The sequence below is a fragment of the Cupriavidus sp. FW305-26 genome (assembly GCF_058787975.1).
This window is the reverse complement of record NZ_JBYTAH010000039.1, coordinates 20127-44644: the sequence shown is the minus strand read 5'-3', so window position 1 is coordinate 44644 and position 24518 is coordinate 20127. Positions and strand designations below refer to the sequence as shown.

Below are 24518 nucleotides of genomic sequence, written 5' to 3'. Positions count from 1 at the left end.
CCGTATGGATGTGATCCTGCCGCACGGTCTGTTCGTCGCGCAGCCGGACGACCTCAAGGCGCCCGAAAACGTATAGGCCCAGTTGCTTCCGCAAAAAGGCAAGGAAGCACATGGAAGCAGCTCTATTGTGTCGTCGGCCAATACGCCAACTACAGCATCCTCGACGTGGAATCGAACGACGCCGTGCACACGCTGCAGTCGGGCCGGCCGTTCGTCCCGCACATGAAGATCCGCGCCACACCGCTAGCAAAGAACCCGTCGGTTCGATGAATGCCGCGCCATTGATTTAGTCCCTGTATTTGAACCTGAACCCTGAGAGGAGACTATGAAGACATTGTTCCAGCGGCGGGGTAGCACCTACCGCGCAGGCACCGTAGCACTCGCCACAGGCCTTTCGTTTGCACTGGCATTCGCAACAGCGGCCGCACAAGCCGCCTATCCCGACCGCGCCATCCGCTGGGTAGTGCCGTTTCCGGCGGGCGGAGCCATTGACAATATCGCCCGCACGCTGGGAGACGACATGTCGCGCACGCTCGGTCAACCGGTCGTCGTGGAGAATCGGCCTGGCGCCGGCGGCAATATCGGCGCGGAATTCGTCGCGCGCTCGCCCGCCGACGGCTACACAATGATTATCGTAGGCAATGGCATGTCCGTTAACTCCGCGCTATACGGCCAACTGACGTATGATCCTGTCAAGGACTTTGCGCCCGTTTCGCTGCTGGCCGTGGTACCCAATGTATTGGTCGTCAACAAGAACCGAAGGCAAGAAGGCACCGTCAAGGACGTGATCGCCCACGCCAAGGCTTCGCCCGGCAAGTACACGTATGCATCGGCTGGCAACGGTACTTCCATCCACCTCGCGGCTGCACTCTTCAACTCGATGGCCGGCATCGACATGCTGCACATCCCTTACAAGGGCAGCGGCCCTGCCATGTCCGACATGCTGGGTGGGCAGGTGGACTATATGTTTGACAGCATCACGTCGGCCAAGCCGCAAATTGACGCCGGCAGGCTACGGGCCATCGCTGTGACCACTGCCAAGCGCTCCAGTGCCTTGCTGAACGTGCCGACGGTGGCCGAAGCCGGACTTCCGGGCTATGAGCTATCGCCCTGGTTCGCCGCCTTCGTGCCGGCCAAGACCCCGCAGCCAGTGATCGAGTCGCTGAACCGAGCCATGCTCGAGGCACTGAAGAAGCCGGAGGTGCAGAAACGCCTGGCCTTTATCGGTGCCGAGCCGATCGGCAGCACGCCCTCCGCCCTGCGCGACCACCTGGCGAAAGAGAGCCAGAAGTGGGGCATGCTGATCCGCGAGCGTGGCATTCGCGCCGACTGACCGCATATCGCGCCTGGTCGACCAATTGGACATTGTTCGGCGACCAGCGCATTTGTTGAAGCTCGCATATACGCTGGTTCAGTACCTGATTGCTTGGCTTCAACCGCGAGCAACTCGCTAGTCGCCAGCTCCGGGATGTACTCGTCATCGGGTCTCGGCCCACGCTATGCTCGGCCATGCGCACAAATGTAAGTGGGAGGCCAATGCGCAATGATCTGCTACCACGTTAGGCCGCACTTCAGAGTCCGGCGACGCATCACAGTCGGGCAATGCAAATAGGAAACCGGTCTAGCGGCGCTGTTCCGTTGCGCGGCACCCCAAAATTACCGCACATGCCGGACCACCATCGCGCTCAGATACCTTGCTCCGCGATGGTCTGGTGCATGCGCCTGCGCAGTTGCTCTTTGACCGCCACCAGCTTGGGTTTCACGGCGTCTGTTGATTCGCCGCTGCGATACCCTGTAGATATCGAATCCAACATTTTCAGTCTTGGACACTGCAAGGCTTGTGACTCATACTCTGACACACATGCAAGTGTGAAATGCACCGCACGCATGAATCTGCCTGAAACCCCTCTTTTGGAATGCAAAATTGGCGGCAGGATGAAGATCACCGATGCTTGAGGCTTTCCAATGCGGGCCTCGGCCATGCCGCAAAGACAGGTCCCAAGGCGGGCCATCGCAACACCAGAAAAGGAGACACGGCACATGATGCAAACGCGCACCTTGGGCGACCTCAAGGTCACCCGCATCCTCGAATACGCGGGACCCACGCATGATCCCGCCTTCCTCTTCCCGGACATCGACCGCGCCGTGCTCGATGCCAACGCTGATCTGATGGCACCGCACCATTGGATACCACACATGAACAAGCTGATCGTGACGATCCAGTTCTGGGTAGTGCACGCCGGCGACAATATCATCGTGGTCGATACCGGCGTGGGCAACTTCAAGCCGCGCGCCGGCATTGCGCGTATGAATATGCTCAACACGCTGGTGCGCGAGTGGATGACCGCCGCCGGCGCGCCACCGGAGAAGGTCACGCATGTAGTGATGACGCACTTGCATGCGGACCATGTCGGCTGGAACACTACCTGGCAGGACAACCGCTGGGTACCAACCTTCCCCAATGCGCGCTACTACATCCCCAAGGATGACTTTGTCTTCTGCGACGAGGGTCGCAACAAGGAGCCGGGCGTGGTGGATGTATTCGGCGAGTCCTTTTTTGACAGTGTCATGCCAGTGGTCACGGAAGGCCTGGCAGAAATGATAAAGCCCGGGCAGGAGATCGCCGGCTGCCTGCAGGTCGAGCCCGCCTCGGGCCACAGCCCTGGCCAGGTGGTGTTCCGCGTCCGCTCGCGGGGTGAGGAAGCGATTTTCTGCGGCGACATCCTGCACAGTCCGCTGCAAATCATGCGCCCTGACGTCAATTCCGGCTATTGCATCCGCCCCGACTTGGCGCGCAGTACGCGCCTGGCCTTTCTCAACCAGGCCGCTGACCGCGAGGCACTGGTCTTGCCGGTGCATTTCGGCGAGCCCTACTGTGGCTACGTGCGCCGCCAGGGCGAAGGCTTTCGCTTCGAGCCCGCCACCTGGTGACCAATGGTGGCCATGTGGCCGCTTTCCCGCCGCGCGCCTCCCCGCCCTCGCGGGTATGATGGTGGCACAGCCAGTTTGTGCGCGAGAACTGCAGCATGGCCGTTCCCTTCGACATCACCGATTTCCGCCTCTTCGTCAATGTAGCGGAGACGCGTAGCTTGACCCGTGGTGCGGAGCGTTCCTTCCTCTCCGTGCCGGCAGTCAGCAACCGCATCAAGAATCTCGAAGACACGCTGGGTGTGCGCTTACTGGAGCGCTCGCCCCAAGGGGTAGCGTTGACGGCGGCCGGCGAAGTGTATCTCCAGCATGCCCGCGTGGTACTCGCCGAATTGGAACGGCTCACAGGCAACCTCCAGCCGTTCACCGCGGGCCTTTCGGGGCAGCTCAAGCTGGTGGCCAACACCACGGCCATCACGGAGTACCTGCCACCGGTGATCGGTGACTATCTCGCCAGCCACCCAGACGTGCGCATCGACGTACGTGAGCGCCTGAGCGACGACATCGTCCGCCTGGTGCGCGAAGGGGCCACCGATCTGGGCATCATCTCCGGCAATGTGCCCACTGCGGGCCTGCAGGCGGTGCCCTTCGTCAAAAGCGCGCTGATTCTGGTCGCACCACTCGGCCATCCGCTGCTTGCGCAGCGCGAGGTCTGGTTCGAGCAGTCGCTGGAATACGCCTTCGTCGCGCTGCTCGAAGGCAGTGCCTTCCAGATGTTCATGACGCGTGCTGCCGGCGCACTGCACAAGCCCATGACCATCCGAGTGCATGTGGCCAGTTACGACGCCATCTGCCGTATGGTTGCCGCCGGGGCTGGCATCGCCATCATGCCAAAGGCCGCGTTCGCGCGCCTGAAGGGCGAGCAGCCGATCGGCGCCTGCAACCTGCGCGATGACTGGGCCATCCGCACCTTCCAGGTTTGCGCGCGCGACCTGGAAGGCCTGTCGAGCTTCGCCCGCGAGTTCGCCAACCGGCTAATCGGCCGCTACGCACCGGGCGGCAGCGCTAGCTAGCTCCCTTCCCTGCTTGCACCTGCCCTGTGCCCGCTCGGTGTCAGCACCGAGGCCGGCTCGCGCGGGTACGTTGTCGCCCCCCTTCGCAGATATAGAGATTGACGAACATAGCGTTCCTGCCGCCGCAAGCAAGCGTGCTGTTGCCCGGCTTCACTACGCCTTAACCCAGCGCTAAGGCTGCTTGCAGAACCCGAAATTGTGAGGCCGCCGACTGCATGGCAACCTACTCTCGCAGACAACAAGGACGCGAGACATGATCGATAAGCTTTACAGAACGGCGCGCGAAGCCATGGACGATATCCCCGATGGCGCCACCATCGCGATTGGCGGATTCGGCGGCGCCGGCATGCCCGACGAACTGATCGACGCCCTGATCGAGCAGGGCGCCAAGAACCTCACGGTGGTCAGCAACAACGCCGGCAACGGTGACACCGGGCTAGCGGCGCTACTCAAGGCCCGCCGGGTACGCAAGCTGGTGTGTTCCTTCCCGCGCCAGCGCGATGCCCACGTATTTGAGGAACTATACCGCGCCGGCCAGATCGAGCTGGAAGTCGTGCCGCAAGGCACGCTGGCCGAGCGCCTGCGCGCCGCCGGAAGTGGCATCGGCGCCTTCTACACGCCCACCGGTTACGGCACGCTGCTGGCTGAGGGCAAGGAGACCCGCCAGATCGACGGTCGCGGCTACGTACTCGAGTACCCCCTCCCTGTCGATGTCGCGCTGATCAACGCCGCGGCCGCCGACCGCTGGGGCAACCTTATCTACAACAAGACCGCGCGCAACTTCGCGCCCGTCATGGCAATGGCGGCAAGCCAGACGATCGCGGCCGTAGCTCGCGTATGCGAACTAGGCGAGCTAGACCCCGAGGACGTCGTGACGCCCGGGATTTTCGTTAGCCGCGTCGTCCTTCGCGACGGCGCAGCCGCACAAGCTGAAGTCATGCAGGCAGGGTGAGAACGATGGATCAAGTGGCAAGAAACATGCTGGCCGCGCGCGTGGCGCGGGACATCCCCGACGGATCGTATGTCAACCTCGGCATCGGGTTGCCCACGCTGGTGGCCAACCACCTACCCCGGCACCGCGAGGTCATCCTGCACAGCGAAAACGGTGTGCTAGGTCAGTGGTCGGCGGCGGAGCCGGGGCAGGAAGACTGGGACCTGATCAACGCCGGCAAGGAAGCCATCCGCCTGGAGCAAGGCGCGGCATTCTTTCATCATGCAGATGCCTTCGGCATGATGCGCGGCGGCCATCTAGACATCTGCGTGCTTGGCGCGTTCCAGGTATCGGAGCATGGCGACCTGGCCAACTGGCACACCGGCGCGCCCGATGCCATCCCGGCCGTGGGCGGCGCGATGGATCTGGCCATCGGGGCCCGGCGGGTGTTCGTCATGATGGACCATCTCACTAGGGACGGGGCCAGCAAGCTGCGCCGTCAGTGCAGCTATCCCTTGACCGGCTTGCGCTGCGTCAGCCGCGTCTACACCGAACTCGGCACCTTCGCCATCGGCCCGCGCGGCGTGTCGGTCATCGAAACCGTCGGCGACATGTCGCCACAGGCGCTGCAGGCCGTGACCGACGTGGAACTCGACTTCACCACCCTGCTACGGCCCGAATACGCATGAAACCGGGCACCCGCGCCGGTGCCTGTTCAAACACAGGGTGCAACGCCGGCCGCCCATCCAGACAGATCGACACAGAGAGGAGACAAACATGCTGACTTGGTACAAGACTGGGACACCCCAGCAAAAGAAGACATTCTGGGCCTGCTATTCCGGCTGGGCCCTGGATTCGTTCGACATGCAGATGTTCAGCTTTCTGCTACCCGCGCTGACGCTCACGTGGGGGTTGAACAAGGCGGAGGTCGGCGTGCTCGGCACCGTGGCGCTGATCGTTACGGCGATCGGCGGCTGGGGCGCCGGCATCCTCAGCGATCGCTACGGCCGTGCCCGCATCCTGGTCTTTGCCATCGTCTGGTTCACGTTCTTCGGTGTGCTGGCCGGCTTCGCCCAGACGTATCACCAGTTGCTGGTGGCACGCACACTGCAGGGCCTCGGCTTCGGCGGAGAATGGGCCGTCGGCGCCGCGCTGATGGCTGAAGTCATCGACCCGAAGCACCGCGGCAAGGCCATGGGCTATGTGCAATCCGGCTTTGCTCTCGGCTGGGCACTGGCGGCAGTGATCGCAACGCTGCTGCTGGCCTGGTTGCCACAGGACATGGCATGGCGGGCGGCGTTCTGGATCGGCATCATCCCGGCCTCAATCGTGCTGTTTATCCGTCGCCATATCAAAGACGCTCCCATGTTCGAGCGTGCTCGGCAGAGCAGCGCGCCGCGCGCGTCGCTCGCTTCGGTGTTCAATCGCAGGTACGCGCGTTCGCTGATCCTGTCGAGCGTGCTGGTGATCGGGCTTCAGGCCGGCTGCTACGCCATCCTGGTCTGGCTGCCGTCCCTGCAGAGCCAGCGTGAGGTCGCCGCCACCTCGCGGATCGTCACCGTCTTCATCATGGCCTTCGGCTCGTTCTGCGGCTTCGCAGTGGCGGCGGACCTGTGCGATCGCATCGGGCGCCGCCCCACGCTGATCATGCTGTCGATCTGTGCCTGGATCGTCACTGTCAGCTATATGCTGCTGCCGCTGAACCCGACGCTAACCGCCATGCTGGGGTTCCTGGTGGGCTTCTCGGCCATCGGCATGTTCGCCGCGCTGGGACCGTTCCTTAGCGAACTGTTTCCCACCAACGTGCGCACGACCTGCATGGGCTTCGCCTACAACGTGGGCAAGTCAGTCGGCGCCGGCTCCGTCGTCGGCGTGGGCGTGCTGTCCACCCATATCGGCTTGGCCAATGCCATGGGCGCCTTCTGCCTCGCGGCCTATGCGTTCGCGGTATTCGGCATGCTGCTGCTGCCCGAGACCCGAGGTATTGCCATCGAGAACATCGGCACCGAGGACGACAGCGACACGGTCACGCTCGCCAACCCGGCGCGCGCACCTTCCTGAAGGGCGTCGCACGATTACCAGGCCCACTCGGCCATTGACCATGGTTAATCCAACAACAAGGGGAATCCACATGATTCGCATGCTGTACCTGCTGGTCAAGCCAGAAGGCATGACTGACGAAGCCTTCCGCGCTGAATGCCTGCGCCACTACGAGATGTCGCACGATGTGCCTGGCCTGCATCGGTATGAGGTCCGCCTCGTCGCCGGGCAGCCGACCGACACCCATGTGCCTTTTTTCGACATCGGGCATGTGGACGCCATCGGCGAATGCTGGTTCGAGAACGAGGCTGACTACGACCGCTACATGGCTTCCGACGTCCGCAAGGCGTGGTTCGAACACGGCAAGACCTTTATCGGCCGGCTCAAGCCATTTCGCACCGCATCTGTCGCCGGCGAGAGGAGCGCTGGCTAAGCACCGCCTTACCCGATTTAGCGCATAGGCTGAAGCCGGACCGGAGGCGACCCGGTTCCAGCCCCGCTTACCTAGAACAGACAAGGAGACACCATGCTTTACTGCGTTCAGATGGACGTGAAGATTCCCGACTCAGTCCCCGCAGACCGTGCCGAAGCCATCAAGGCGGCGGAAAAGGCGCGGGCGATCGAAATCCAGCGGGCCGGAAAATGGCCACACCTCTGGCGCGTGGCGGGGCGCTACGCCAATATCAGCATCTTCGATGTAGAAAGCCATGACGAGTTGCATGAGCTGCTGTCATCACTGCCCTTGTTCCCCTACATGACCATCAAGGTCACGCCGTTGGCACGACATCCGTCTGCGATCTGAGCAGCGTCACCACTGCATCGAAATGCCTCGTCTGCGGCGCAGGAAGGTTCGCGCCGGCAAGGCGATACCCGCTGGCGGTGACAGGTATGGCGTTGTCACGCTGGCGGACCCCTTGGATCCGACGTGGCAGGACGACGCAGGCCAAGGCTCATACGTCCTGCAAATCAGCGTTCCTGAGAAAGGAGCCCCAAGACCTGCGTTCGCAGCCATTTCACCGCCGGGTCTTCATGGTTTCAAGGATGCCATCCGATCGTGAGCTTGTAGTGCTCGGTCGGAAACGGCAGCTCAAAAATGGGCGACCAGGATCGGGATGTCCTCGGGGCGTTCGCGGAGCGCAGGAATCTGAACCGGGTAGACATTCAGACGGTAGAACAGATCCGAGCGGAACCTCCCGCGCTTGACTGCCTCCGCCAGTTCCTCGTGGCTCGCGGCAACCAGGCGCACATCGACCCGCCGGGTCTGCGTTCCACCGACGCGCTCGAATTCCCCTTCCTGCAGCACACGAAGCAGAGCTGCCTGCGCGCGCGGACTCAGTTTCACCACCTCATCAAGAAAAAGGGCTCTTTTGAAAAATGAGTGGGTTATGCGGCATGCGGGTTGATCGAGGAGAAGTCGAGCTTTCCGGCGATCAGGAAGATCACGGTGCGCATGGTTTTGAAGCTCACATAACCGCGGGCCTTGCGTTTGGCGGCTTGGAACAGGCCGTTGAGCGCCTCCAGGAAGCCATTGGTCTGGCGCGTCTGGGCCCATGCAACGATTCCGTCGAAATGCTTGCGGATCATGCGCGCGACCTCCTTCATTGGCTCGACCTTGGATCGCATGACGTTGGTGCACCACTGCTCGAGCATTGCGGAAACCACGTTGATCTGCTTGCGCTCAAGGATGTCGCGCAACTGCTCGCGATACAGCCAGGCACGGGCAGTGCGTTTGGTCGTGACGTTGGCGATCAACGCGTCGAGATCGGCACGCTGTGCGGCTGGCAAGCCGTCGCGGTCCTTGAGCAGCGTCCAGCGCAGGCCTTTGAGGCTTGGATCGGTCTTCTGTTCGATACGCCGGGTCTTGTCCACGGCTGCCGAAGCGTGAGCCACGACATGGAACTTGTCGAAGGTGATGCGCGCGTTGGGCAAATGCTCACTGACGCCCTTGATGAATGCCGGCGACATGTCGATACTGACCGCCCCGATCTGCTCAGGCGCAGCGTTGTGCTCGTGCAGATATTCAGCGAACTTTCCAACCGTGGCAGCATCCTTGCCTTCGGTCACAAACACGACCTTACGCGCGTCGGCATCAGCGACAAGCGTCAGGTAGTTGTGACCGCGCCTGTAGGACGTTTCGTCAACGGCGGCAGCGGTCATGCCGGCCAGATCGAGTTCGGCCACCGCGAGGTCGACATAGCGCTCGCAGATAGCGTACACGCGATGCCACGACTCACCCACCGTTCTGGCTACAGCAGAAAACGGCATCTGCTGCGCAAGCGCCACCACCATGGCTTCAAACAGCAACGTGAAGCCAGAGAGCTTGCCCGCCCAGTCCGGCTCGACCAACGCCACGCGACCGTCGGGAAGCTTCACGCGTGGCGTGCGGACTTCGAGATAGCAGTCGTGCTCGAAGAAGTTCAGGTGCCGATAGCGTTTGGTCACTGTGTCGTGAACCGGGTGCCCACCCGCGACCTCCGGGTGGGAAAAGCGGCTGCCGGCGACAAAGTCAATCTGGATCGTCAACGTCTTGGTTTTCGCGTTGAAGTCGACTTCCCGGACGAACCACGGATCGCTTACGCCAAGGGCTGCTTCAAACAGTTTGCTATGCATCGCTCGTGTTGCTCTTTACCTGAAACCCGCCACGATACCACCCACTTGAAATTCAAAAGAGGCAGAAAAAGTGTCCCGCCATTTGCCCGTTCGAACTTGCCCTCCCGGCTCGTCACCGCCCCCGTGAATGCCCCTTTCTCGACACCGAACAGTTCCGCCTCGATCAGGTCCGGTGGAATGCAGGCGCAGTTGACGGCGACAAAAGGCTGATCCGAGCGCGGGGAGCTCATATGCAAACCGCGCGCAAAGATCTCCTTTGCCGACGCCCGTCTCGCTTTGCAGGAGAACGGTGACTGACACCGATGTCGCTTTTTTCAACATGCGGGTGGCCTGTCGGAATCGTTCGGAACGACCCGCCGAATTGGCCAAGACTTCGCCTTGTGAAGAGGCGTCGCCAATCGACTCCTTAAGCCGGCTGAGCTGATGCTGTACTGACAGCAGCTCATCTGCCATGAGATCGGGCTGGAGCAGGCGCTCCAGTTCTTCACAGTCTTCCCATTCGCCCGCCGGACGGCCGACGATCTTGCAGAATTCACGGCCACACCCCGCGCATTGCATCTCCTTGAAGATGATGCTGCGACCTATATAGAAGGTAGTAAAGCCGCTGGCATAGCCGACCAGCAGCCAGCAAACCGGTGCGGATGCCGGCCCATGCTCCAGAAGTTGCAGCTCCGCTTCGAAGGCGTCTTGCCACTGGAACTCGGCATGGAAGTCGCCAGTTGCGACATCGAAATCCAGCTTTAGTGGCTGGACGTTCACCATACCTTTGATCAGTGCCAGCTGGGGGCCAGCAAAAAAAGCGTCGGCGGTGGATAGATCGGGACGAATCTTTCGAGCCAGAACGGCGTCGCGCCAGCCGGAATGAAACCCCAGACGCATCAGCAGGCCCCGCGCGCGCGGGGCCCTCAGTGTCGTCTCCAGTTCGGTACGCAAATTCGCAAACAGGCTGCTGTGTGTCAGCAGCATGCGTTGCTCCTGCACCAGATTTTTCCGTGCTGTACGTCGAACGTGACCTGCGAGATGAGATCGCGGCTGTGCGGGAACTTCGGGCTCGATGCATCGGGAATCTTTCTCACCTTTGTCGACGGTGCGTCACGTGTGGCCGGCGTGTCTCCTGGCTCGGAGCCAATGACCATGTACTCCGGCGAGTGTAGACACGGACCCATGGCAACGTCATCAGTGTCCACCCTAGCGGCCATGCGATAGTGCGCGGTGCTGCGGCCATCGCGGAGCAGAGTTCATGATTTGCGCAATCGATGTGCGGGAAATCAGCAACTACCAGAACCGTGCCAGATGCGTTGTGGCATTACACGCCACCACAACGCAACGCGTCCACGCGGGCACACCGCGCTGGCACAACGATTGCAAACACGCCTCTCGCCAAGCATCAGCAATATCCGCTTGTCAGCCGACCCGGAAGAGGCCGGCAGAAGACGGCTCAAGCTCGAGCCGCGCAAAGACCTTCACCACCATCGACAAGGAGACACCAATGTCTGAGAACCGCCTGCAAGACGCTTCCGTGAGCGAAGTCGACGCCGTTGTCGACGGCGCGGGATTCGCCGGGCTCTATATGCTTCACCTTCTTCGCGACAAGCTGAATCTGAAAGTGCGAGTGATTGAAGCCGCCGACGGCGTGGGTGGGACATGATACTGGAACCGCTATCCCGGCGCGCGCCCGCGACATCCCCAGCCATCACTACTCTTACTCGTTCTCCGAAGCACTGCAGCAGGAATGGACTTGGTCCGAAAAGTATGCCGCACAGCCAGAGATCCTGGCGTACCTGAACTTCGTTGCGGACAAGTTCGATCTTACGCGCGACATCCAGTTTGAGACGGCTGTAATCAGTGCGCATTTCAATGAAGGCAGCCGCAGGTGGGAGGTTCGGACAAGCGCCGGGGAACTGCTGATCGCCAGGTTCTTCATTCCCGCCGTTGGCACACTGTCACATGCCAACATCCCGAAGTTCCCCGGTGCGTCTTCCTTCCAAGGTGAGGTCTATTTCACTGGACAATGGCCTAAGGATGGCGTGGACTTCCGGGGCAAGCGCGTCGGGATCATTGGCACCGGAGCCACCGCGATGCAGGCAATTCCACTGATCGCACAGGAGGCCGACCACCTGACTGTTTTTCAGCGCACGCCAAACTTTGCCGCGCCGCTCATGAATGAGCCGATGCGCGCAGAGGTTGACCGTGAAGCGAAGCAGCGCTACACGTTTCTGCGCCGGGGCGCATGGGAAAGCTTCGCAGGCGTACCGTTCGAGCGCTTGCGGCCATCAGCACTGGCGGATACCCCGGCGGAGAGGCAGGCACACTATGAGGCGTGCTGGCAGGGAACCCCTTCGACCAGGACAGCCGCTGATTTCATGCAGCGCCGGTCGCCGTGTTCGATCGGCAACCAGGCAGAGACTCTTCCCTTTCCGCGCCCGTCAAGCGTTCAGACGTACGCTAACGACCCCAACCGCAAAAACGCTCGAGCAGATCCGCCTCAGTTTCATGGACCTCGACCGGCAGGCCGCCCGCGCCCGCAAAGGCCAGATAGCGGGCGCGATGCTGGCCGTTTCGAAACGACGCCACACCCTCGCGGGCAAAGCCAATCAATCCGGCTAACGTACGGCAGCGCCGAATTGTGAACGTTACGTAGGGAATTTCCGGAATCCGCTCCTGCCCGGGTGCCAGGAACTCGCGAATGCCGCGCACCTTGCCCGCATGCCAGTACTGCGCAGCCTGTAGGACATAGTCCGTTTTATCGCGATCTGCGCAAGCAAGCAGCTTCTTCAGGTCGATCAAGACCACCTTATGACGCGAGTCGGGGGCGGCGAAGCCGCATTTCATGCGGGTGAATGAATAGGGACTATGACCGGGGATAGGAACGATCCAGTTCCCATCAGAACTGCGCTGCACCTGATCTGTTGGCAAGGCGACTCCGATTTCTTGTTCTCTCCGAAGCCTCGTCGGGTCCGGATTCGATGCGGCGCTGTTGGAACAGCGCTGCAATGAAATTCGTATGACCAAGCATTATGCGTTAGCGCCGTGCCTGTGTGAACTCGCCAATCACTAAAGCGGATCGCTTCGCCGCGCGGCATGAGTTGCCACCGTCGAAGCTCCGTCGCTGCCCGGCTGCCCAGTTCCGCCGCGTGGGAAACCCATCTGGACCGGTTGACAGCGAGCGAGCCACGAAAAAAATGGCCGACACTTGTGCCGGCCAAACGCCCTTAAGGATGCTCTGCACAAACACGAATCGAGTGTGCTTGGCCGTTTAATAGGAAGCTGAATGCGCCACGACGCCAACCTATCAGCCAGGAGCGAAGCTGCCTGGGACGCGTGGAGCAGCTTCGCGGGCTGTGCGCGAGGCATTGGCGTGAGCCAGAAGCGCGCTCATGCCCCAGCAGCCAGGAGTTTGCCGCGCGCCATCCACAAGTTGGACAGCGCGAACAAGGTCATGAGTTGCGCGGTGTTCTTCCTCAGCCCGCGATAGCGGACCTTGGTGTAGCCGAACTGCCGCTTGATGACCCGGAACGGATGCTCGACCTTGGCCCTGATGCCCGCCTTGATTCGCTCGACCTGATCAACGAGCGCGTCAAGCGGTTTGCTTTGGTCCAGGACGCGACGTTTGCCTGGCTTCATCGCCACGTGCCAGTTCACGCCCGCCCGCGCATCCGGACGCTTCTCCACGCCCTGATAGCCCGCATCGCCAAACGCGTCAGTTTCCTCACCGTGCAGCAGGCTGTTGGCCTCAACCACGTCGTTGACGTTGCCCGCCGTGCCCCGCACCGTGTGCACCAGCCCGCTTTCGGCGTCCACGCCAATGTGCGCTTTCATGCCGAAATACCACTGGTTTCCTTTCTTGCTCTGGTGCATCTCCGGATCGCGTTCGCCCGACGCATTCTTGGTCGAGCTCGGTGCGCTGATCAGTGTCGCGTCCACCACCGTGCCCGCGCGCAGCATCAATCCCTTGTCACGAAGGATGTCGTTGACCAGCGCGAGAATCTGAGCGGCCAGCTTGTGCTTCTCCAGCAGGTGACGGAACCGCAGAATGGTGCTCTCATCGGGCAGCCTCACCGTCCAGTTGTCCAGACCGGCGAACTCCCGATACAGCGGCACATCGTGCAGCGCTTCTTCCATCGCCGGGTCCGACAGGCCGAACCATTGCTGAAGGAAATGGATGCGCAGCATTGCCTCGACCGCGAACGGGGGACGGCCGCGCTTGCCTTCCGGGGCGTACGGAGCGATCAGCATCACCAGATCGGCCCACGGCACCACACGGCTCATCTCGTCCAGGAATTCGCGCCTGCGGGTGCGTTTGGTCGACAAGTTCAGGCCAAGGTCAGTTTGTTTCATGCGCTACATGCTCGCTGGCTCGACGATTCATTGCAAGCACATCCGGCAGCTAATTGTGCAGAGCATCCTTAACAGTGAAAGCCAAGGTCGATATGAAACTGTCGTGGGCACGCCCAGAAGAGCGCGCCACGGCGTGAGGGTGGAGAATTAGAAGCGATGGCGCATGCCAAGCATTGCGCCGGTCTGGTTTTGGCCTGGCATCGTATTGGGCGTACCGGTCACACCGTAGGTGGCATTGCCCTTGTTGTTCACATAGCCAAGCAGCAGGTAAGCGTCAGTGCGCTTGGACAAAGCGTAGTCGGCATTCAGCACGAACATCCACGAATCCTTGCTGTCGGTGCGGGCGTCGGTGTAGTAAGCCGCGCCGGTCAGGGTAAAGGCGGGAGTGAACTTGTAGTTCGCGCCGAGCCAGTACAGGTTGTCGTGACGGGCCATACCAGTCGTGACTTCGTCACGCATCCAGCGGTAGCCGCCAAACACCTTGGCAGCACCGAAGGCATACGACGTACCAATCGCAGCACGTTTTGCGGCGAGGTCCGCGGAAGCCAGGGTGCTCCCCTGGAACTGGTCGTACGCGACGCCCACCGAGAACGGCCCGTTCGCGTAGGCCAAACCACCACCAAAGTTCTTGCCGACCTGGAAGTGGCCCGGCACTTCGCCGCCCAGGCCAGAGTTCACGTCGCGGCCGAAGCTATAGAAGCCGGTTGCCGTCAAGCCGCCGAACTTACCGGCGTACTTGATGGCGTTGTCGGCGCGGCCATTAAATTGATTGTCGACCGAATTCAGTGAGTAGATGGGGCCTACCGACATCGGATCGTAGGCGCCGAACAGGTCATAAAGCGAGTTTTGCTGTCGGCCGAGGGTGACGGCACCGAAATTTCCCTGCAGGCCAACATAGGCCTGGCGACCGAAGAGCCGGCCACCCTGCGCGGATTTACCGCTATCGATATCGAAGCCGCTTTCCAGCACGAAGACGCCCTTCAGATTACTGCCGAGGTCCTCGACCCCGCGCAGACCCCAGCGTGAACCTGAGAGCCCGCCGGAAGTCACGCCAACGACTGAGCCACTGCCGTTTGCGCCACCATTGACGTGGTTTTGGAAATTTATGCCGGCATCAGCGATGCCATAGAGCGTCACATTGGACGACGATTGGGCAAAGGCAGAGCCGGACATGGCGCAAGCTGCGGCTGCTACTGCGAAGAGAGCTTTTTTCACTGTCAATTCCAGGTTCTTATTTGGCGGAGGGTCCAGCCGGTGGCGTCACGGCTTGCATGCGAGCCGAAAACCACCCACCGACGCGGCCGCCAGATAGTGCGACAGGAATGTGACAGTAATGAGTCAACAATTATGCATATATTCGCACAATCATTTCAAAATAAAGAACAATATGTGCGAGTCCGGCAGCTACACTCCATCGCCGGGGCGCGCCGATATCTCTCCGACGTGAGTGACAGATTTTTGACGAAAATTGTGTCGGTCTGCCCCAATCCTCCCCGATTTCCCGGTTATGAACGCTTGGCAGTGGCATTACCGATGAGACCGTCTGGCATGCCGGGGCACGATTGCGCCTGACCGTCGATGAAGACCGACGGCCCTGCCACCGACCCCGCGTCAACCGGGTTCCAGGACCAAGTCACCGGACCAACTCACCGTACCGACTCGGCCGATCACGGCAGCCTGTTCCACGCATACATAGAAGCGTTCAAAGAAGGCGGTATCATGGCGCTCGCGCGATACAAAGCCATACCTGCCATGTTGGCCCTTGCCTTGCGAGACCTCCATCGATGCTCGCATCAGACGCTGCTCGCAAACCAGGCTTGCCAGTGCTGCCCCCTCTCTGAGCATCCACGCACTGAGGTCTCGCAGTGAAAGATCAAGCATTTTTGCGGCATGCGCCCGACTCCAAGACGCATTCGGTTCTCCAAAGACTGCCCGCGCAAGTTTCAAGGTAAGGGGTTTCGCCGGATCATGCGCCCAGTTGCGCAGTGAGTGATCACCGCTCTCGTCCCGGATGGGGCGTCTTCCCACATCCACTGGCAGATTCACCCCGGTGATGGCCGTTGCCCAGTCGGAGGCCAGGAACAAGACAGCCTTTGCCACTTCTTCTGCCCCGACCAGCCGTCCTGGCTCAGTTGCGCGGCGCGCAGCGCAGCGACATAGCCACCACCGCCGCCCACGATCCAGTGCATCCGGTAAATCCGCTCGACATCACAGGCAACGTCCTCCAGGACACGCCGATGATCGGCCAGGCCATGCAATGCCTCGCCGCGGACAAGGACACGCACGCCATCGTGCTCATCATCGGCATGATGCACAGCATTGCCGATGCATTCGTCCAGGCACTATCGCAAGCGCGCAAGGAGGTGCACTGTCCCATCGTCGTCATCTGGGTGGGCGCGCTGGAAAGCAGCATCCAGGCACTGGAAGCCGCGGGCATTCCCGTATTCCTGGACATCCCCCAGGCGACGACCGCCATGTCGCGTTGCCTGTGGGCCACCACCGCGCAGAAGGCCATTGCGACACGCCCCCAAGCCCCCGCGCCTGGCGCACACAGGGACGCCGGCGGCACGGCTGCCACGCTTTCGGAATGGGATGGCAAGCAACTGCTTTCCAGCCAGAAGGCAGTGGCTATTCCCAAGGGCTGGCTGCTACAGGAAGGCGCTCCGCTGCCCGCCGATCTGCCATTTCCGCTGGTTGCCAAGCTGCAGTCCCCCGAACTGCTGCACAAGAGCGATGCGGAGGCGTGGTCCTGCGCATACAGAACGAGGAAGCGTTGCACGCTGCCACGCAACGACTGTTCAAGCTGGGCCGTGAATTGAAGGTGCCCGTGCAAGGCGTGCTGGTGGAGCAGATGCTGCCCTTTGACCACGAACTACTGCTGGGATTGCGGCGCGACGCCCGTTTCGGCCCTGTGCTGACGATCGCGCGCGGGGGGGGGGTAGAGGCGGAACTCGATCCGGACGTCGTCAACCTGCTGTTGCCGGCATCTCAGCCCGACATCGTCCAGGCCATCGAGCATTTGCGCTGCGCAAAGCTGTTGCACGGCTTCCGAGGCAAGGCAGGCGCCGACATCGGAAAGCTGAGTGCGCGCATCGCCGAACTCTGCAGCTGGTTCACTGCGCAATCGCTGCAAGAGGTGGAGATCAACCCGTTCGCCATCCGCGGCGACGATGCCTGGGCCCTGGACGCACTGATCACGCCCCAGGCGGCATAACGACTCAGGGCGCGCGCAGCAAAGGCATGCGCGCCCACCATTGCTAGAATATGGAACTCGTTGATGCGCGCACAAGCGGAAAGCCAGGCACCGACGAACGGGCCAGCCCATCGCCAGGACATTCAAGCCCGCCATTTTCACGAAAGGCGACCTCCATGACAGCCGCTGTATCTCATCCACTCGGGCGGGCCCGGAGAGCGCGGGTTCCGAACCTGGCCCTGCCAGCTACGGCCGCGGCGGCATGCGTCCCACGGTGACCGATGCCGATCTGCTGCTGGGCAAGCTCGACCCCGCGCGCTTCGCAGGCGGCAGGCATCGGCACCATCGTGCGCATCAACCAGAAGACCGCCTCCATCGAGTGCGACCCGAACGAAGGCCACTGGCGCGTCTCCTTCGCACTACTGCGCAAGGTCGTCGACCTGTAGCTCCAACAGCTTACCGTCGCAGCCAGACGGGTTCCGCTAATGGTTACGTCGTCAAGATACGACATCGGCGGCCGAGCCTATTCGCTCACTGGGTTCTGGTGCAAAACGGCGGGCAATAGGAGCCGGATGAATCGAGAGGTTCACGTCCGGTTCTGCGAGGGCCTGCGGTGGGATTCCCGTGGGCTACTCACCTATTCGGGCTAGTCAGGCAGGCGTTGACCTGGTACAGGGATTCTTTTATGGGCGAACCATGACCCTCAGCCTTCTGCTTACGTTTCTGGAGGCTGGCGGGGTATCCTTACGGATGAGAAAGAAAGGGCGCTGGAAATAACAGTGACGCTGCTGCTGTCGCATTCGGAAACGGGAGGAACGGTTATGAAATGTCCGCCAGAACTGGCGATGGAGGCGGAACGGCTGAAGGCCCTGTCCGCGTATGGGCTCGGACCTGAGCAGCCGTTACCCAGCCTCGACCCAGTCGTCAGGATCGCCGCGCGTATGTTCAACATGCCGGTCGCGGCCGTGAACATGATCGGCAGCGACCGTGTTTTCTTCGCTGCAAGTGCTGGCCTGGAAAGTGGCAAAGTCGACATGAGCCGCGACGTCTCCTTTTGCGCCCATGTGATTGGGCAGGGCCGGGAGATGGTGGTGCCCGACGCTAGGCTCGACGAGCGGTTTCACGACAACCCACTGGTCACGGGGCCGGCCAATGTGCGCTTTTATGCAGGCGTCCCCCTGTGGTCGCCTGATGGTCACCCGCTCGGCGCGCTCTGCGTGATCGACAGCAAGCCGCATCACGATTTCTCTCCGGACGACCGTGAGCGTCTCGGCGAACTGGCGAAGATGGCCGCCGACAGGCTGGAGTTGCGTCGCGTGGAAATTGCGATGCAACAGACCGCAGAGCCCTTCCGGGAAATTGACCGCAACCGGTCCGGCGCCCTGGTACAGTTCGATGAGAAGCACGCCGTGATTGCCTGGAACGATGCAGCTGCTGCCCTGTTTGGATACCGACCAGAGGAAGGGTTTGCCCAATCCTTCGATGCTCTCGTTCCCGAGCGCGAGAGGGACGCTGTGCGCGACCTCGTTGCGGGTTCCGCGGCCGGCCTGGCCGACGACAGACTGTCCATGGCGGCAAACCTGCACGGGTTGCGCAAGGACGGCACGGAATTCGGGATCCGACTGTGCGTGAGTCGTGGGCGCCGGAATGGCAGCCCGATATTCAACGCATTCCTGACTGATCGGGCTGCACTTCGACGCGAACAGGAGGAGCTGCAGCGTCTGGCCAACACTGACAGTCTCACCGGGCTGGTCAACCGGGGTGGCTTTTATCGACGTGTAGAAGAGACGCTCAAGAATACGTCGTCCTCGGCCCTGTTAATGATCGACCTCGATGCCTTCAAGCACATCAATGCCACATTAGGCCACGCGATTGGCGACGGCATCCTTTGCGAAGTAGCCCAGCGTCTGGCGATGGCCGCACGGCAAAACGCTATCGTTGCGCGCATCGGCGGAGATGAGTTCACGATGCTGCTGGAAGACGCCGACGCCGCACAGGCGAACGAGACGGCCAGCGCCGTCATGAGCAGTGTTTCCGAACCGATCATCATCGCCGGACAGGAGATGCGCTTGACGGCCTGCTGCGGCATAGCGACGGCGCCGCTTCACGCATTGGAAGCGGTGCAGCTCATCGGTAATGCAGGCCTGGCGCTTTCGAGGGCAAAAAGCCTCGGCCGTGGCAAATCGGTATCGTTTGTCAGCGAACTGAGGGAAACAGCGGTGGCAAATCAACTCTACAACATGGAGTTACACCGGGCCGTCAATGATGGCGAATTCGTGCTCTTCTATCAACCGCAGATCCGGCTGGCAGACGGTACCCTTGCCGGAGCGGAGGCGCTCATACGCTGGCTGCATCCGCAGCATGGTCTTCTTTCGCCCGCAGCTTTTCTTCCCGCACTGGAAAGTGGTCCACTGGCAGCGGCGGTGGGATGGTGGGTCCTTGATGAAGCCTGTGCGCAAGCGGCACTCTGGCGTAGGAGCGGCGCGAAGGACTTCCGGATTGGCGTCAACCTGTTCGCCGCGCAGATTGTCACGAATGGCGACCTTGATTCCCAGGTTTTTTCGATCCTGGAACGGCACGACCTGCCGCCGTCGGCGCTCGAACTGGAAGTCACCGAAAACATCGTGCTCGACCGCGACGACGCGGTGCTGGAATCACTTGAGAAACTAAGGAAGCATGGCGTCGGGATTGCCCTTGACGATTTCGGAACCGGCTATGCGTCGCCAAGTCTGCTTAAACGCTGTCCGGTCACCCGGATCAAGATTGACCGGTCTTTCGTGCAAGGCATGCTCGAATCGGAACGTGATGCCTCGGTGATCCGTGCCATTCTACACGTGGCGCGCAGTTTCAGGATGGAGACGATTGCCGAAGGTGTCGAAAGCGAGCAGCAACGTGAGGTCCTGAAAAGCCTGGGCTGCCATGAGGGACAAGGATTTCTGTTCGGCCGTCCTGCCCCCGCCCCCCGATTCGCGGCCGCTTTCGGGATTGAGCTGCCCACCCGGCTCTTGACACACGCATAAACGTGCGCAACCGAGGTCCAGTCGGGATGAGGGAGTACAAAATCTGCAGTGCGAAAGGGGCGAAGCGCTTTATGGCCCGATTCGGTTTTTCGGAGGCTGACTGCCCTTCCCCTACCGCCGTGAAGGAGAGCGTGCAAATGCTGGGGAGGCGAATTTTGTCAGGCACCCTGACTTGCGGTGAGGGTGTTACGGTTAATCCGAGAGCGTGCAAATGTTGGGGAGGCCGATTTCGTCAGGCGCCCGGACTTTCCGCGAGCATGTCACGGCCTGTTTTGTTTGGCGACCAGTGAGAGTTCGACCATGCTGTCCTGGTGGATTGGCTGTGACGCGAAGCAGCGAGCTCGAGCGCCGCTATGCGGTTGGGTGAGAGTTCCCCGTTCAAAACCGCGACCCTGACCTGCATCAGGCAATGCGCTCCTTGGTCCGTCCAGCGCATCTGTTGCTTCTTAGCCATGCGATGGCTCACGACTTTTAGTTCACCGCGGACTCCGCGATGCTACTGCTGATTGGCAGGCCCTTTCGATACCGTCCGCCGTAGTTGACCAACGTAGGTGAGTGGCCCTGTCAGTTTCAACCGCACCTACGCCATCACTGCCCTCAAACTTGTCCTGTCAGCGGCGCTGCTCGGCTTGCGCTGGGCCAAGGTCGCTCTGATTGAGACCTTGACCCTGATCGCAACACGTACCCATCGCGTGCGCCCGGATCGCACCAAGCCTCGTCCGCCTCGCCACAAGCCCCATCGACACGCTGCTTCGACGCGGCGACGAGCCCATACGCGCGCACGTTCCAGGCGAATTCCGACGCGACTTGCGAGGCCGCGCGCCGGGCGCTGCTGAGCCAGGGTTATGTGTCGAGTTCGGCCCATCCCGATACGATCGATGGCAGCAAGAATTTCCAGCCGACCAACGACACGCACGTCGTGATCGCCTTTCATGTCGTCTGCGCGGACGCGAACGCAGACGGTACGCACCGCCTATGTGAACGCGGTACAGGACCGCTACGCGATGAAGAAGACCAGCACGTCGGCCAGCGTCGGCCTGAGCGTGCTCGGCTCGCTGTCGTTGCCGATCGGCTCGGGCAGCGACTCGATGGTCAAGATCGCGAGCGAGACGATTCCCGCCGGTGTGTTCTACGAGCGCTTCTTCAATCTGGTTGACCATTTTCTGAAGGTCGATCCGGGGCGGCGCGACCGCGCGACAGTGAAGGCCGCGAAGAAGGAGCACGTTGCGCCGCTGCCCGAGCCCGCGCCGACGCATGCGGGCGAGCCGATGAAGATGACGGCGCCCACCGTGCCGACGCCGCCCGCCTCGCCAGTTCCGGTTCAGCCGGCCGCACCTGCACCGGCTCCAGCAATCCCGTCGCCTTCGCCGACATCGAAGGCGCCTGACGGATCAACGGCCACTACGTATCTGCCCTCGGAGGGCTTGGTCGCCGGTGTCTGTTCCCCGTCCTTTATAGTGGCCTGGACCAAACTGGCGACGCTGCCGTCGAGACCCTTCTACCGAAGGACTTTCACCCTGCTTTTGGCCTCTCCCCAAGCCGCAATGGGCCGACATGGGGCGGCTGCGCGAGACGCAATTGTCACGAAGCGCTCTTAGCGATTCAATACCGTGCGGAATCCTACATGGATGGTGGAAACGGTGGCTTCTTGTGGCTGCCGGGACGCGGGCCGGTAACGTACGCAGAAGTCCGGCGCGCAAAGGAACGAACCTCCCTTTATGACCCTTGCCATGTCAGCTGCATTGCCGTCGCCAGTAACGGCGTCGGGCTCACGAGTTGCGATCAGGGGGTTGACCGCTTGATCCGGGGCGTGGCCGGGTCGATAGACGTCGGCGGTCCATTCCCAAATATTGCCTATGGTGTCATACAGGCCATAGCCGTTGGCCGGAAAGCAGCCAACCGGCGCGGTGCCGGCATGGCCGTCAGCTTTGCTGTTAAATTGGGGAAAGCGGCCTTGCCAGGTATTGGCCATCTCTCGGCCGTTAGGGCGTGGCACATTGCCCCAAGCATAGGCCGCCCCATCCAGACCGCCCCGGGCAGCATACTCCCACTGGGCCTCCGTGGGCAGCGAACGGCCCAACCAGTCTGCATAGGCCCTGGCATCCTCATAGGCGATATGGACGACCGGGTGATTGTCTTTGCCCGCTATGGAGCTGCCTGGCCCCGAGGGGTGGCGCCAGTCGGCGCCCGGCACCCAAACCCACCAGCGATAGGCGGCGTCGGCTGGCGCGCCAGACTTGGGCGGCACGAATACGGCGGAACCGGCAGGCCCGGCGGCGCTTCGCCGCTCCGCGACGGTCACATGGCCGGTCGCGCGCACGAATGCAGCGAACTGCGCGTTGGTGACCTCATGGCGGTCGATGGAGAAGGCAGCCACGCTGACGCGATGGACTTCACGCTCTTCTCGATAGCCCTGGTCGGAGCCCATCAGGAAGGTGCCGCCGGCAATGTGGACCAGGCCGGCGCGGTTGGGCTGGCCGGCACGGCCCGGGCCGAAGCCGTCGGGCAAGCCGCGATAGGATTCGCATAGGGCGGCCGGCAGCGAGCCGCGGACTGCGGCGGACGGACCTACAGCCGCCTCGCCGGCGATGCCCGCCACCGGCTCGGCCGCGATCGCCCCCGCGAGCAGCAGCGCCAGCATCCCGGCCGCGCCCGCGCGACTACTGGCCCAGGCCACGGATGTCCTGATAATAGGAAATGCCATTGCTGTAGCCCTTGCGCTTATCCAGTCCATCGAACTCTACCACGCCGTTCTCGCGCCGGTAATCCTCATAGGCTGCAACCAGTTCCTTGAGCTTGTCGGGCCGGCTAGCGGCGAGGTCGTTCAGTTCCGCACGGTCTTTCGACAGGTCGAACAGCTCCCAGCGGTCCTTGCCCCAGGGCGCATTGGCCTGCACGATCTTCCAGTTGTCCTGGCGCATGGCCTTGCGTCCGTTCAGCTCCCAGCCCATGCGGAATTCTTCGTGCACGGCGGCACGCTGCCCGGTCAGGAAAGGCAGCATGGAATTACCGCGCATCGGCGCGATCGGCCGTCCGCGATAGGTCTGCGTGGGGGCCTGCACGCCCGCCAGAGCCAGCAGGGTCGGCGCGATGTCGGTCACGTGGGCAGGTACGCTTGAAGTCTGCCCTCGACGCACGCCCGCAGGCATGACTACGATGCCGGGCACGCTGATGCCGCCCTCGTACATAAAGGCCTTGTACAGGTTGAACGGCGTCGAGCCCACCTGCGCCCAGCCGGGGCCATACTCGGCGAACGAGCCTGGCCGGCCCACGTTCCTCAGGCTGTTGTCCCGGTGCTTCTCGGCCCAGGCGCGGGTGGCGCCCTCATCCAGCACGGTATTGCCGTCGGCGCCGTTGTCGGACAGGAAGATCACAACGGTGTTGTCGACCTGCTTCTGCTGTTCCAGGTAGGCCAGCACCCGGCCGATCTCCGCGTCCATCGCTTCGACCATGGCGGCGTAGACCGCCATGCGCCGGGATTCCTGGCGCCGCTGCTCTTCGCTCAAGGCATTCCACTTCGGCCACACGCTGTTGCCCTGGTAGGCCTGCATGTCTGCGGGCACGATGCCCAGCGCCTTCATCCGTTCCAGCCGCCGGGCGCGGATCACGTCATAGCCGACGTCGTACTTGCCCTCGTACTTGCGGATCAGTTCGTCCGGCGCCTGCAAGGGCCAGTGCGGCGCGGTAAAGGCCAGGTAGCCGAAGAAGGGCTGCTTGCTGTCCCGGTCCGCGTCAATGTACTCGACTAGCCTCGAGGCAAAGAAGGTGCTGGAGTAGAAATTGGCCGGAATCTTCACCGGCTTGCCGTCTTCGCGGTACGTGGCTTCCGGCGTCTTGTTCTCGTCGAAGGTGATGATTCCGGTCTGGTCAAAGTGGCTGGCGCCGCCATTGACCATGGCATAGCTGCGGTCGAAGCCACGTGCCCGTGGGCTGTGCTCCTCCTTGACGCCGAGATGCCATTTGCCGGTCATGTAGGTGCGATAGCCGGCGTCCTTCAGCAATTGCGGAAAAGCCAGCGCTCGTTCGTTCAGGAATCCTTCGTAGCCGGGCTGGCTGCGCTGCTGCGGTGTCATCAGCTCGGCCATGCCGCCGAAGCCGACCAGATGGTTATCGGTACCCGACATCAGCATGGCGCGCGTCGGCGAGCAGAACGGCGAGGCGTACAAGCTCGTCATCTTCAGGCCCCGGGCGGCCAGGCGGTCCAGGTTGGGCGTGGCAATCTCGCCACCGAAGGCGCCGATATCCGAATACCCGAGATCGTCGGCGACGATCAGCAGGATATTGGGGCGCGCGTCGCTGGCCTGCGCCGTCGTGTGCGGCGCTACAGCCGCAGCCAGCGCGAGTGCGCCGGCAAGTTTCCACAGTGTGATTTTCATGTCTCCACCATTGTTGTGTGCCGGACGCTCTTTTGTCGCCCGTCGGCGCCACCTCCGAACAGCAGCACC

23 protein-coding genes and 5 pseudogenes are annotated in these 24518 nt (G+C 62.0%); 17 read left to right on the top strand and 11 right to left on the bottom strand.

From position 1 onward, the window contains the following. Window positions 1-72 precede the first annotated feature (72 nt). On the top strand, window positions 73-270 hold the full coding sequence (locus AC3WQZ_RS20720; RefSeq protein ID WP_454750518.1) for a muconolactone Delta-isomerase family protein: 198 nt from the start codon (window positions 73-75) through the stop codon (window positions 268-270). Window positions 271-325: 55 nt separating this feature from the next. Further along, window positions 326-1333 carry a tripartite tricarboxylate transporter substrate binding protein gene (locus AC3WQZ_RS20715; RefSeq protein WP_454750502.1) on the top strand — a complete coding sequence of 336 codons (1008 nt, stop codon included), beginning with the start codon at window positions 326-328 and terminating at the stop codon, window positions 1331-1333. A gap of 352 nt (window positions 1334-1685) precedes the next feature. On the opposite strand, the gene AC3WQZ_RS20710 is transcribed toward AC3WQZ_RS20715, so the two are convergent. Continuing rightward, on the bottom strand, window positions 1686-2042 hold the full coding sequence (locus tag AC3WQZ_RS20710; protein ID WP_454750503.1) for a hypothetical protein: 357 nt from the start codon (window positions 2040-2042) through the stop codon (window positions 1686-1688). Here AC3WQZ_RS20710 and AC3WQZ_RS20705 point away from each other — a divergent pair. From AC3WQZ_RS20705 to catC, 7 genes are all read left to right on the top strand, one after another. Beyond that, on the top strand, window positions 2041-2931 hold the full coding sequence (locus tag AC3WQZ_RS20705; protein WP_454750504.1) for an MBL fold metallo-hydrolase: 891 nt from the start codon (window positions 2041-2043) through the stop codon (window positions 2929-2931). The genes AC3WQZ_RS20710 and AC3WQZ_RS20705 overlap by 2 nt on opposite strands. A 95-nt stretch (window positions 2932-3026) precedes the next feature. Further along, window positions 3027-3941, top strand: coding sequence for a LysR family transcriptional regulator (locus tag AC3WQZ_RS20700; protein ID WP_454750505.1), 915 nt, complete (start codon window positions 3027-3029; stop codon window positions 3939-3941). A 253-nt stretch (window positions 3942-4194) separates the two neighbouring features. Next, window positions 4195-4893: a 3-oxoacid CoA-transferase subunit A gene (locus tag AC3WQZ_RS20695; RefSeq protein WP_454750506.1), complete on the top strand. Its 699-nt coding sequence runs from the start codon at window positions 4195-4197 to the stop codon at window positions 4891-4893. Between the two features lie 5 nt (window positions 4894-4898). Then, the gene (locus AC3WQZ_RS20690) at window positions 4899-5561 is read left to right on the top strand and encodes a 3-oxoacid CoA-transferase subunit B (protein WP_153956373.1); all 663 of its coding nucleotides are present in this window, start codon (window positions 4899-4901) and stop codon (window positions 5559-5561) included. Window positions 5562-5649: 88 nt separating this feature from the next. Further along, the gene (locus AC3WQZ_RS20685) at window positions 5650-6933 is read left to right on the top strand and encodes an MFS transporter (protein WP_454750507.1); all 1284 of its coding nucleotides are present in this window, start codon (window positions 5650-5652) and stop codon (window positions 6931-6933) included. Between the two features lie 70 nt (window positions 6934-7003). Beyond that, window positions 7004-7345 carry a 4-carboxymethyl-4-methylbutenolide mutase MmlI gene (gene mmlI, locus AC3WQZ_RS20680; protein ID WP_153956375.1) on the top strand — a complete coding sequence of 114 codons (342 nt, stop codon included), beginning with the start codon at window positions 7004-7006 and terminating at the stop codon, window positions 7343-7345. A gap of 93 nt (window positions 7346-7438) precedes the next feature. After that, the gene (catC, locus tag AC3WQZ_RS20675; RefSeq protein WP_153956376.1) at window positions 7439-7714 is read left to right on the top strand and encodes a muconolactone Delta-isomerase; all 276 of its coding nucleotides are present in this window, start codon (window positions 7439-7441) and stop codon (window positions 7712-7714) included. Window positions 7715-8002: 288 nt separating this feature from the next. On the opposite strand, the pseudogene AC3WQZ_RS20670 reads toward catC, so the two are convergent. From AC3WQZ_RS20670 to AC3WQZ_RS20655, 4 genes and pseudogenes are all read right to left on the bottom strand, one after another. Beyond that, a pseudogene (locus tag AC3WQZ_RS20670) lies at window positions 8003-8284 on the bottom strand (sigma 54-interacting transcriptional regulator); the annotation flags it as partial. An 11-nt stretch (window positions 8285-8295) separates the two neighbouring features. Beyond that, window positions 8296-9522, bottom strand: coding sequence for an ISL3 family transposase (locus tag AC3WQZ_RS20665; protein WP_454750508.1), 1227 nt, complete (start codon window positions 9520-9522; stop codon window positions 8296-8298). After that, the gene (locus tag AC3WQZ_RS20660) at window positions 9486-9752 is read right to left on the bottom strand and encodes a sigma 54-interacting transcriptional regulator (protein WP_454750509.1); all 267 of its coding nucleotides are present in this window, start codon (window positions 9750-9752) and stop codon (window positions 9486-9488) included. The genes AC3WQZ_RS20665 and AC3WQZ_RS20660 overlap by 37 nt, the downstream gene beginning before the upstream one ends. A gap of 292 nt (window positions 9753-10044) precedes the next feature. Next, window positions 10045-10503 (bottom strand): annotated as a pseudogene (locus AC3WQZ_RS20655) (XylR N-terminal domain-containing protein); the annotation flags it as partial. A gap of 508 nt (window positions 10504-11011) precedes the next feature. On the opposite strand from AC3WQZ_RS20655, the gene AC3WQZ_RS20650 reads away from it, so the two are divergent. Then, complete coding sequence (locus AC3WQZ_RS20650) at window positions 11012-11170, top strand: NAD(P)-binding protein (protein WP_454750510.1); 159 nt, start codon at window positions 11012-11014, stop codon at window positions 11168-11170. Continuing rightward, window positions 11160-11654 (top strand): annotated as a pseudogene (locus AC3WQZ_RS20645) (flavin-containing monooxygenase); the annotation flags it as partial. The gene AC3WQZ_RS20650 and the pseudogene AC3WQZ_RS20645, both read left to right, overlap by 11 nt. A 313-nt stretch (window positions 11655-11967) precedes the next feature. Here AC3WQZ_RS20645 and AC3WQZ_RS20640 read toward each other — a convergent pair. The 4 genes from AC3WQZ_RS20640 to AC3WQZ_RS20625 form a co-directional block, all read right to left on the bottom strand. After that, the gene (locus AC3WQZ_RS20640) at window positions 11968-12438 is read right to left on the bottom strand and encodes a plasmid fertility inhibition factor family protein (RefSeq protein WP_454750519.1); all 471 of its coding nucleotides are present in this window, start codon (window positions 12436-12438) and stop codon (window positions 11968-11970) included. A gap of 459 nt (window positions 12439-12897) precedes the next feature. Further along, window positions 12898-13860 (bottom strand): IS5 family transposase, encoded by a 963-nt coding sequence (locus AC3WQZ_RS20635; protein WP_454750511.1) that lies wholly within the window; start codon window positions 13858-13860, stop codon window positions 12898-12900. A 147-nt stretch (window positions 13861-14007) separates the two neighbouring features. Next, window positions 14008-15075 carry a porin gene (locus AC3WQZ_RS20630; protein WP_454750512.1) on the bottom strand — a complete coding sequence of 356 codons (1068 nt, stop codon included), beginning with the start codon at window positions 15073-15075 and terminating at the stop codon, window positions 14008-14010. 396 nt (window positions 15076-15471) lie between these two features. Next, on the bottom strand, window positions 15472-15960 hold the full coding sequence (locus tag AC3WQZ_RS20625; RefSeq protein ID WP_454750513.1) for a hypothetical protein: 489 nt from the start codon (window positions 15958-15960) through the stop codon (window positions 15472-15474). On the opposite strand from AC3WQZ_RS20625, the gene AC3WQZ_RS20620 reads away from it, so the two are divergent. The 6 genes and pseudogenes from AC3WQZ_RS20620 to AC3WQZ_RS20595 all read left to right on the top strand — a co-directional run. Beyond that, on the top strand, window positions 15954-16679 hold the full coding sequence (locus tag AC3WQZ_RS20620; protein WP_454750514.1) for a hypothetical protein: 726 nt from the start codon (window positions 15954-15956) through the stop codon (window positions 16677-16679). The genes AC3WQZ_RS20625 and AC3WQZ_RS20620 overlap by 7 nt on opposite strands. Continuing rightward, window positions 16604-17074: an acetate--CoA ligase family protein gene (locus AC3WQZ_RS20615; protein WP_454750515.1), complete on the top strand. Its 471-nt coding sequence runs from the start codon at window positions 16604-16606 to the stop codon at window positions 17072-17074. Before AC3WQZ_RS20620 ends, AC3WQZ_RS20615 begins: the two co-directional genes overlap by 76 nt. Before the next feature lie 181 nt (window positions 17075-17255). Beyond that, window positions 17256-17384 (top strand): annotated as a pseudogene (locus AC3WQZ_RS20610) (hydantoinase/oxoprolinase family protein); the annotation flags it as partial. Beyond that, window positions 17335-17499 carry a hypothetical protein gene (locus tag AC3WQZ_RS20605; protein ID WP_454750516.1) on the top strand — a complete coding sequence of 55 codons (165 nt, stop codon included), beginning with the start codon at window positions 17335-17337 and terminating at the stop codon, window positions 17497-17499. The pseudogene AC3WQZ_RS20610 and the gene AC3WQZ_RS20605, both read left to right, overlap by 50 nt. 333 nt (window positions 17500-17832) lie before the next feature. After that, window positions 17833-20073, top strand: a complete 2241-nt coding sequence (locus AC3WQZ_RS20600; RefSeq protein ID WP_454750517.1) for a putative bifunctional diguanylate cyclase/phosphodiesterase — start codon at window positions 17833-17835, stop codon at window positions 20071-20073. Between the two features lie 751 nt (window positions 20074-20824). Further along, window positions 20825-21671, top strand: a pseudogene (locus AC3WQZ_RS20595) (DUF2242 domain-containing protein); the annotation flags it as partial. On the opposite strand, the gene AC3WQZ_RS20590 reads toward AC3WQZ_RS20595, so the two are convergent. Both AC3WQZ_RS20590 and AC3WQZ_RS20585 read right to left on the bottom strand, forming a co-directional pair. Beyond that, window positions 21668-22714 carry a formylglycine-generating enzyme family protein gene (locus AC3WQZ_RS20590; protein WP_454750450.1) on the bottom strand — a complete coding sequence of 349 codons (1047 nt, stop codon included), beginning with the start codon at window positions 22712-22714 and terminating at the stop codon, window positions 21668-21670. The pseudogene AC3WQZ_RS20595 and the gene AC3WQZ_RS20590 sit on opposite strands and share 4 nt — an antisense overlap. A 19-nt stretch (window positions 22715-22733) precedes the next feature. Beyond that, window positions 22734-24449, bottom strand: coding sequence for an arylsulfatase (locus AC3WQZ_RS20585; protein WP_454750451.1), 1716 nt, complete (start codon window positions 24447-24449; stop codon window positions 22734-22736). Window positions 24450-24518 lie beyond the last annotated feature (69 nt).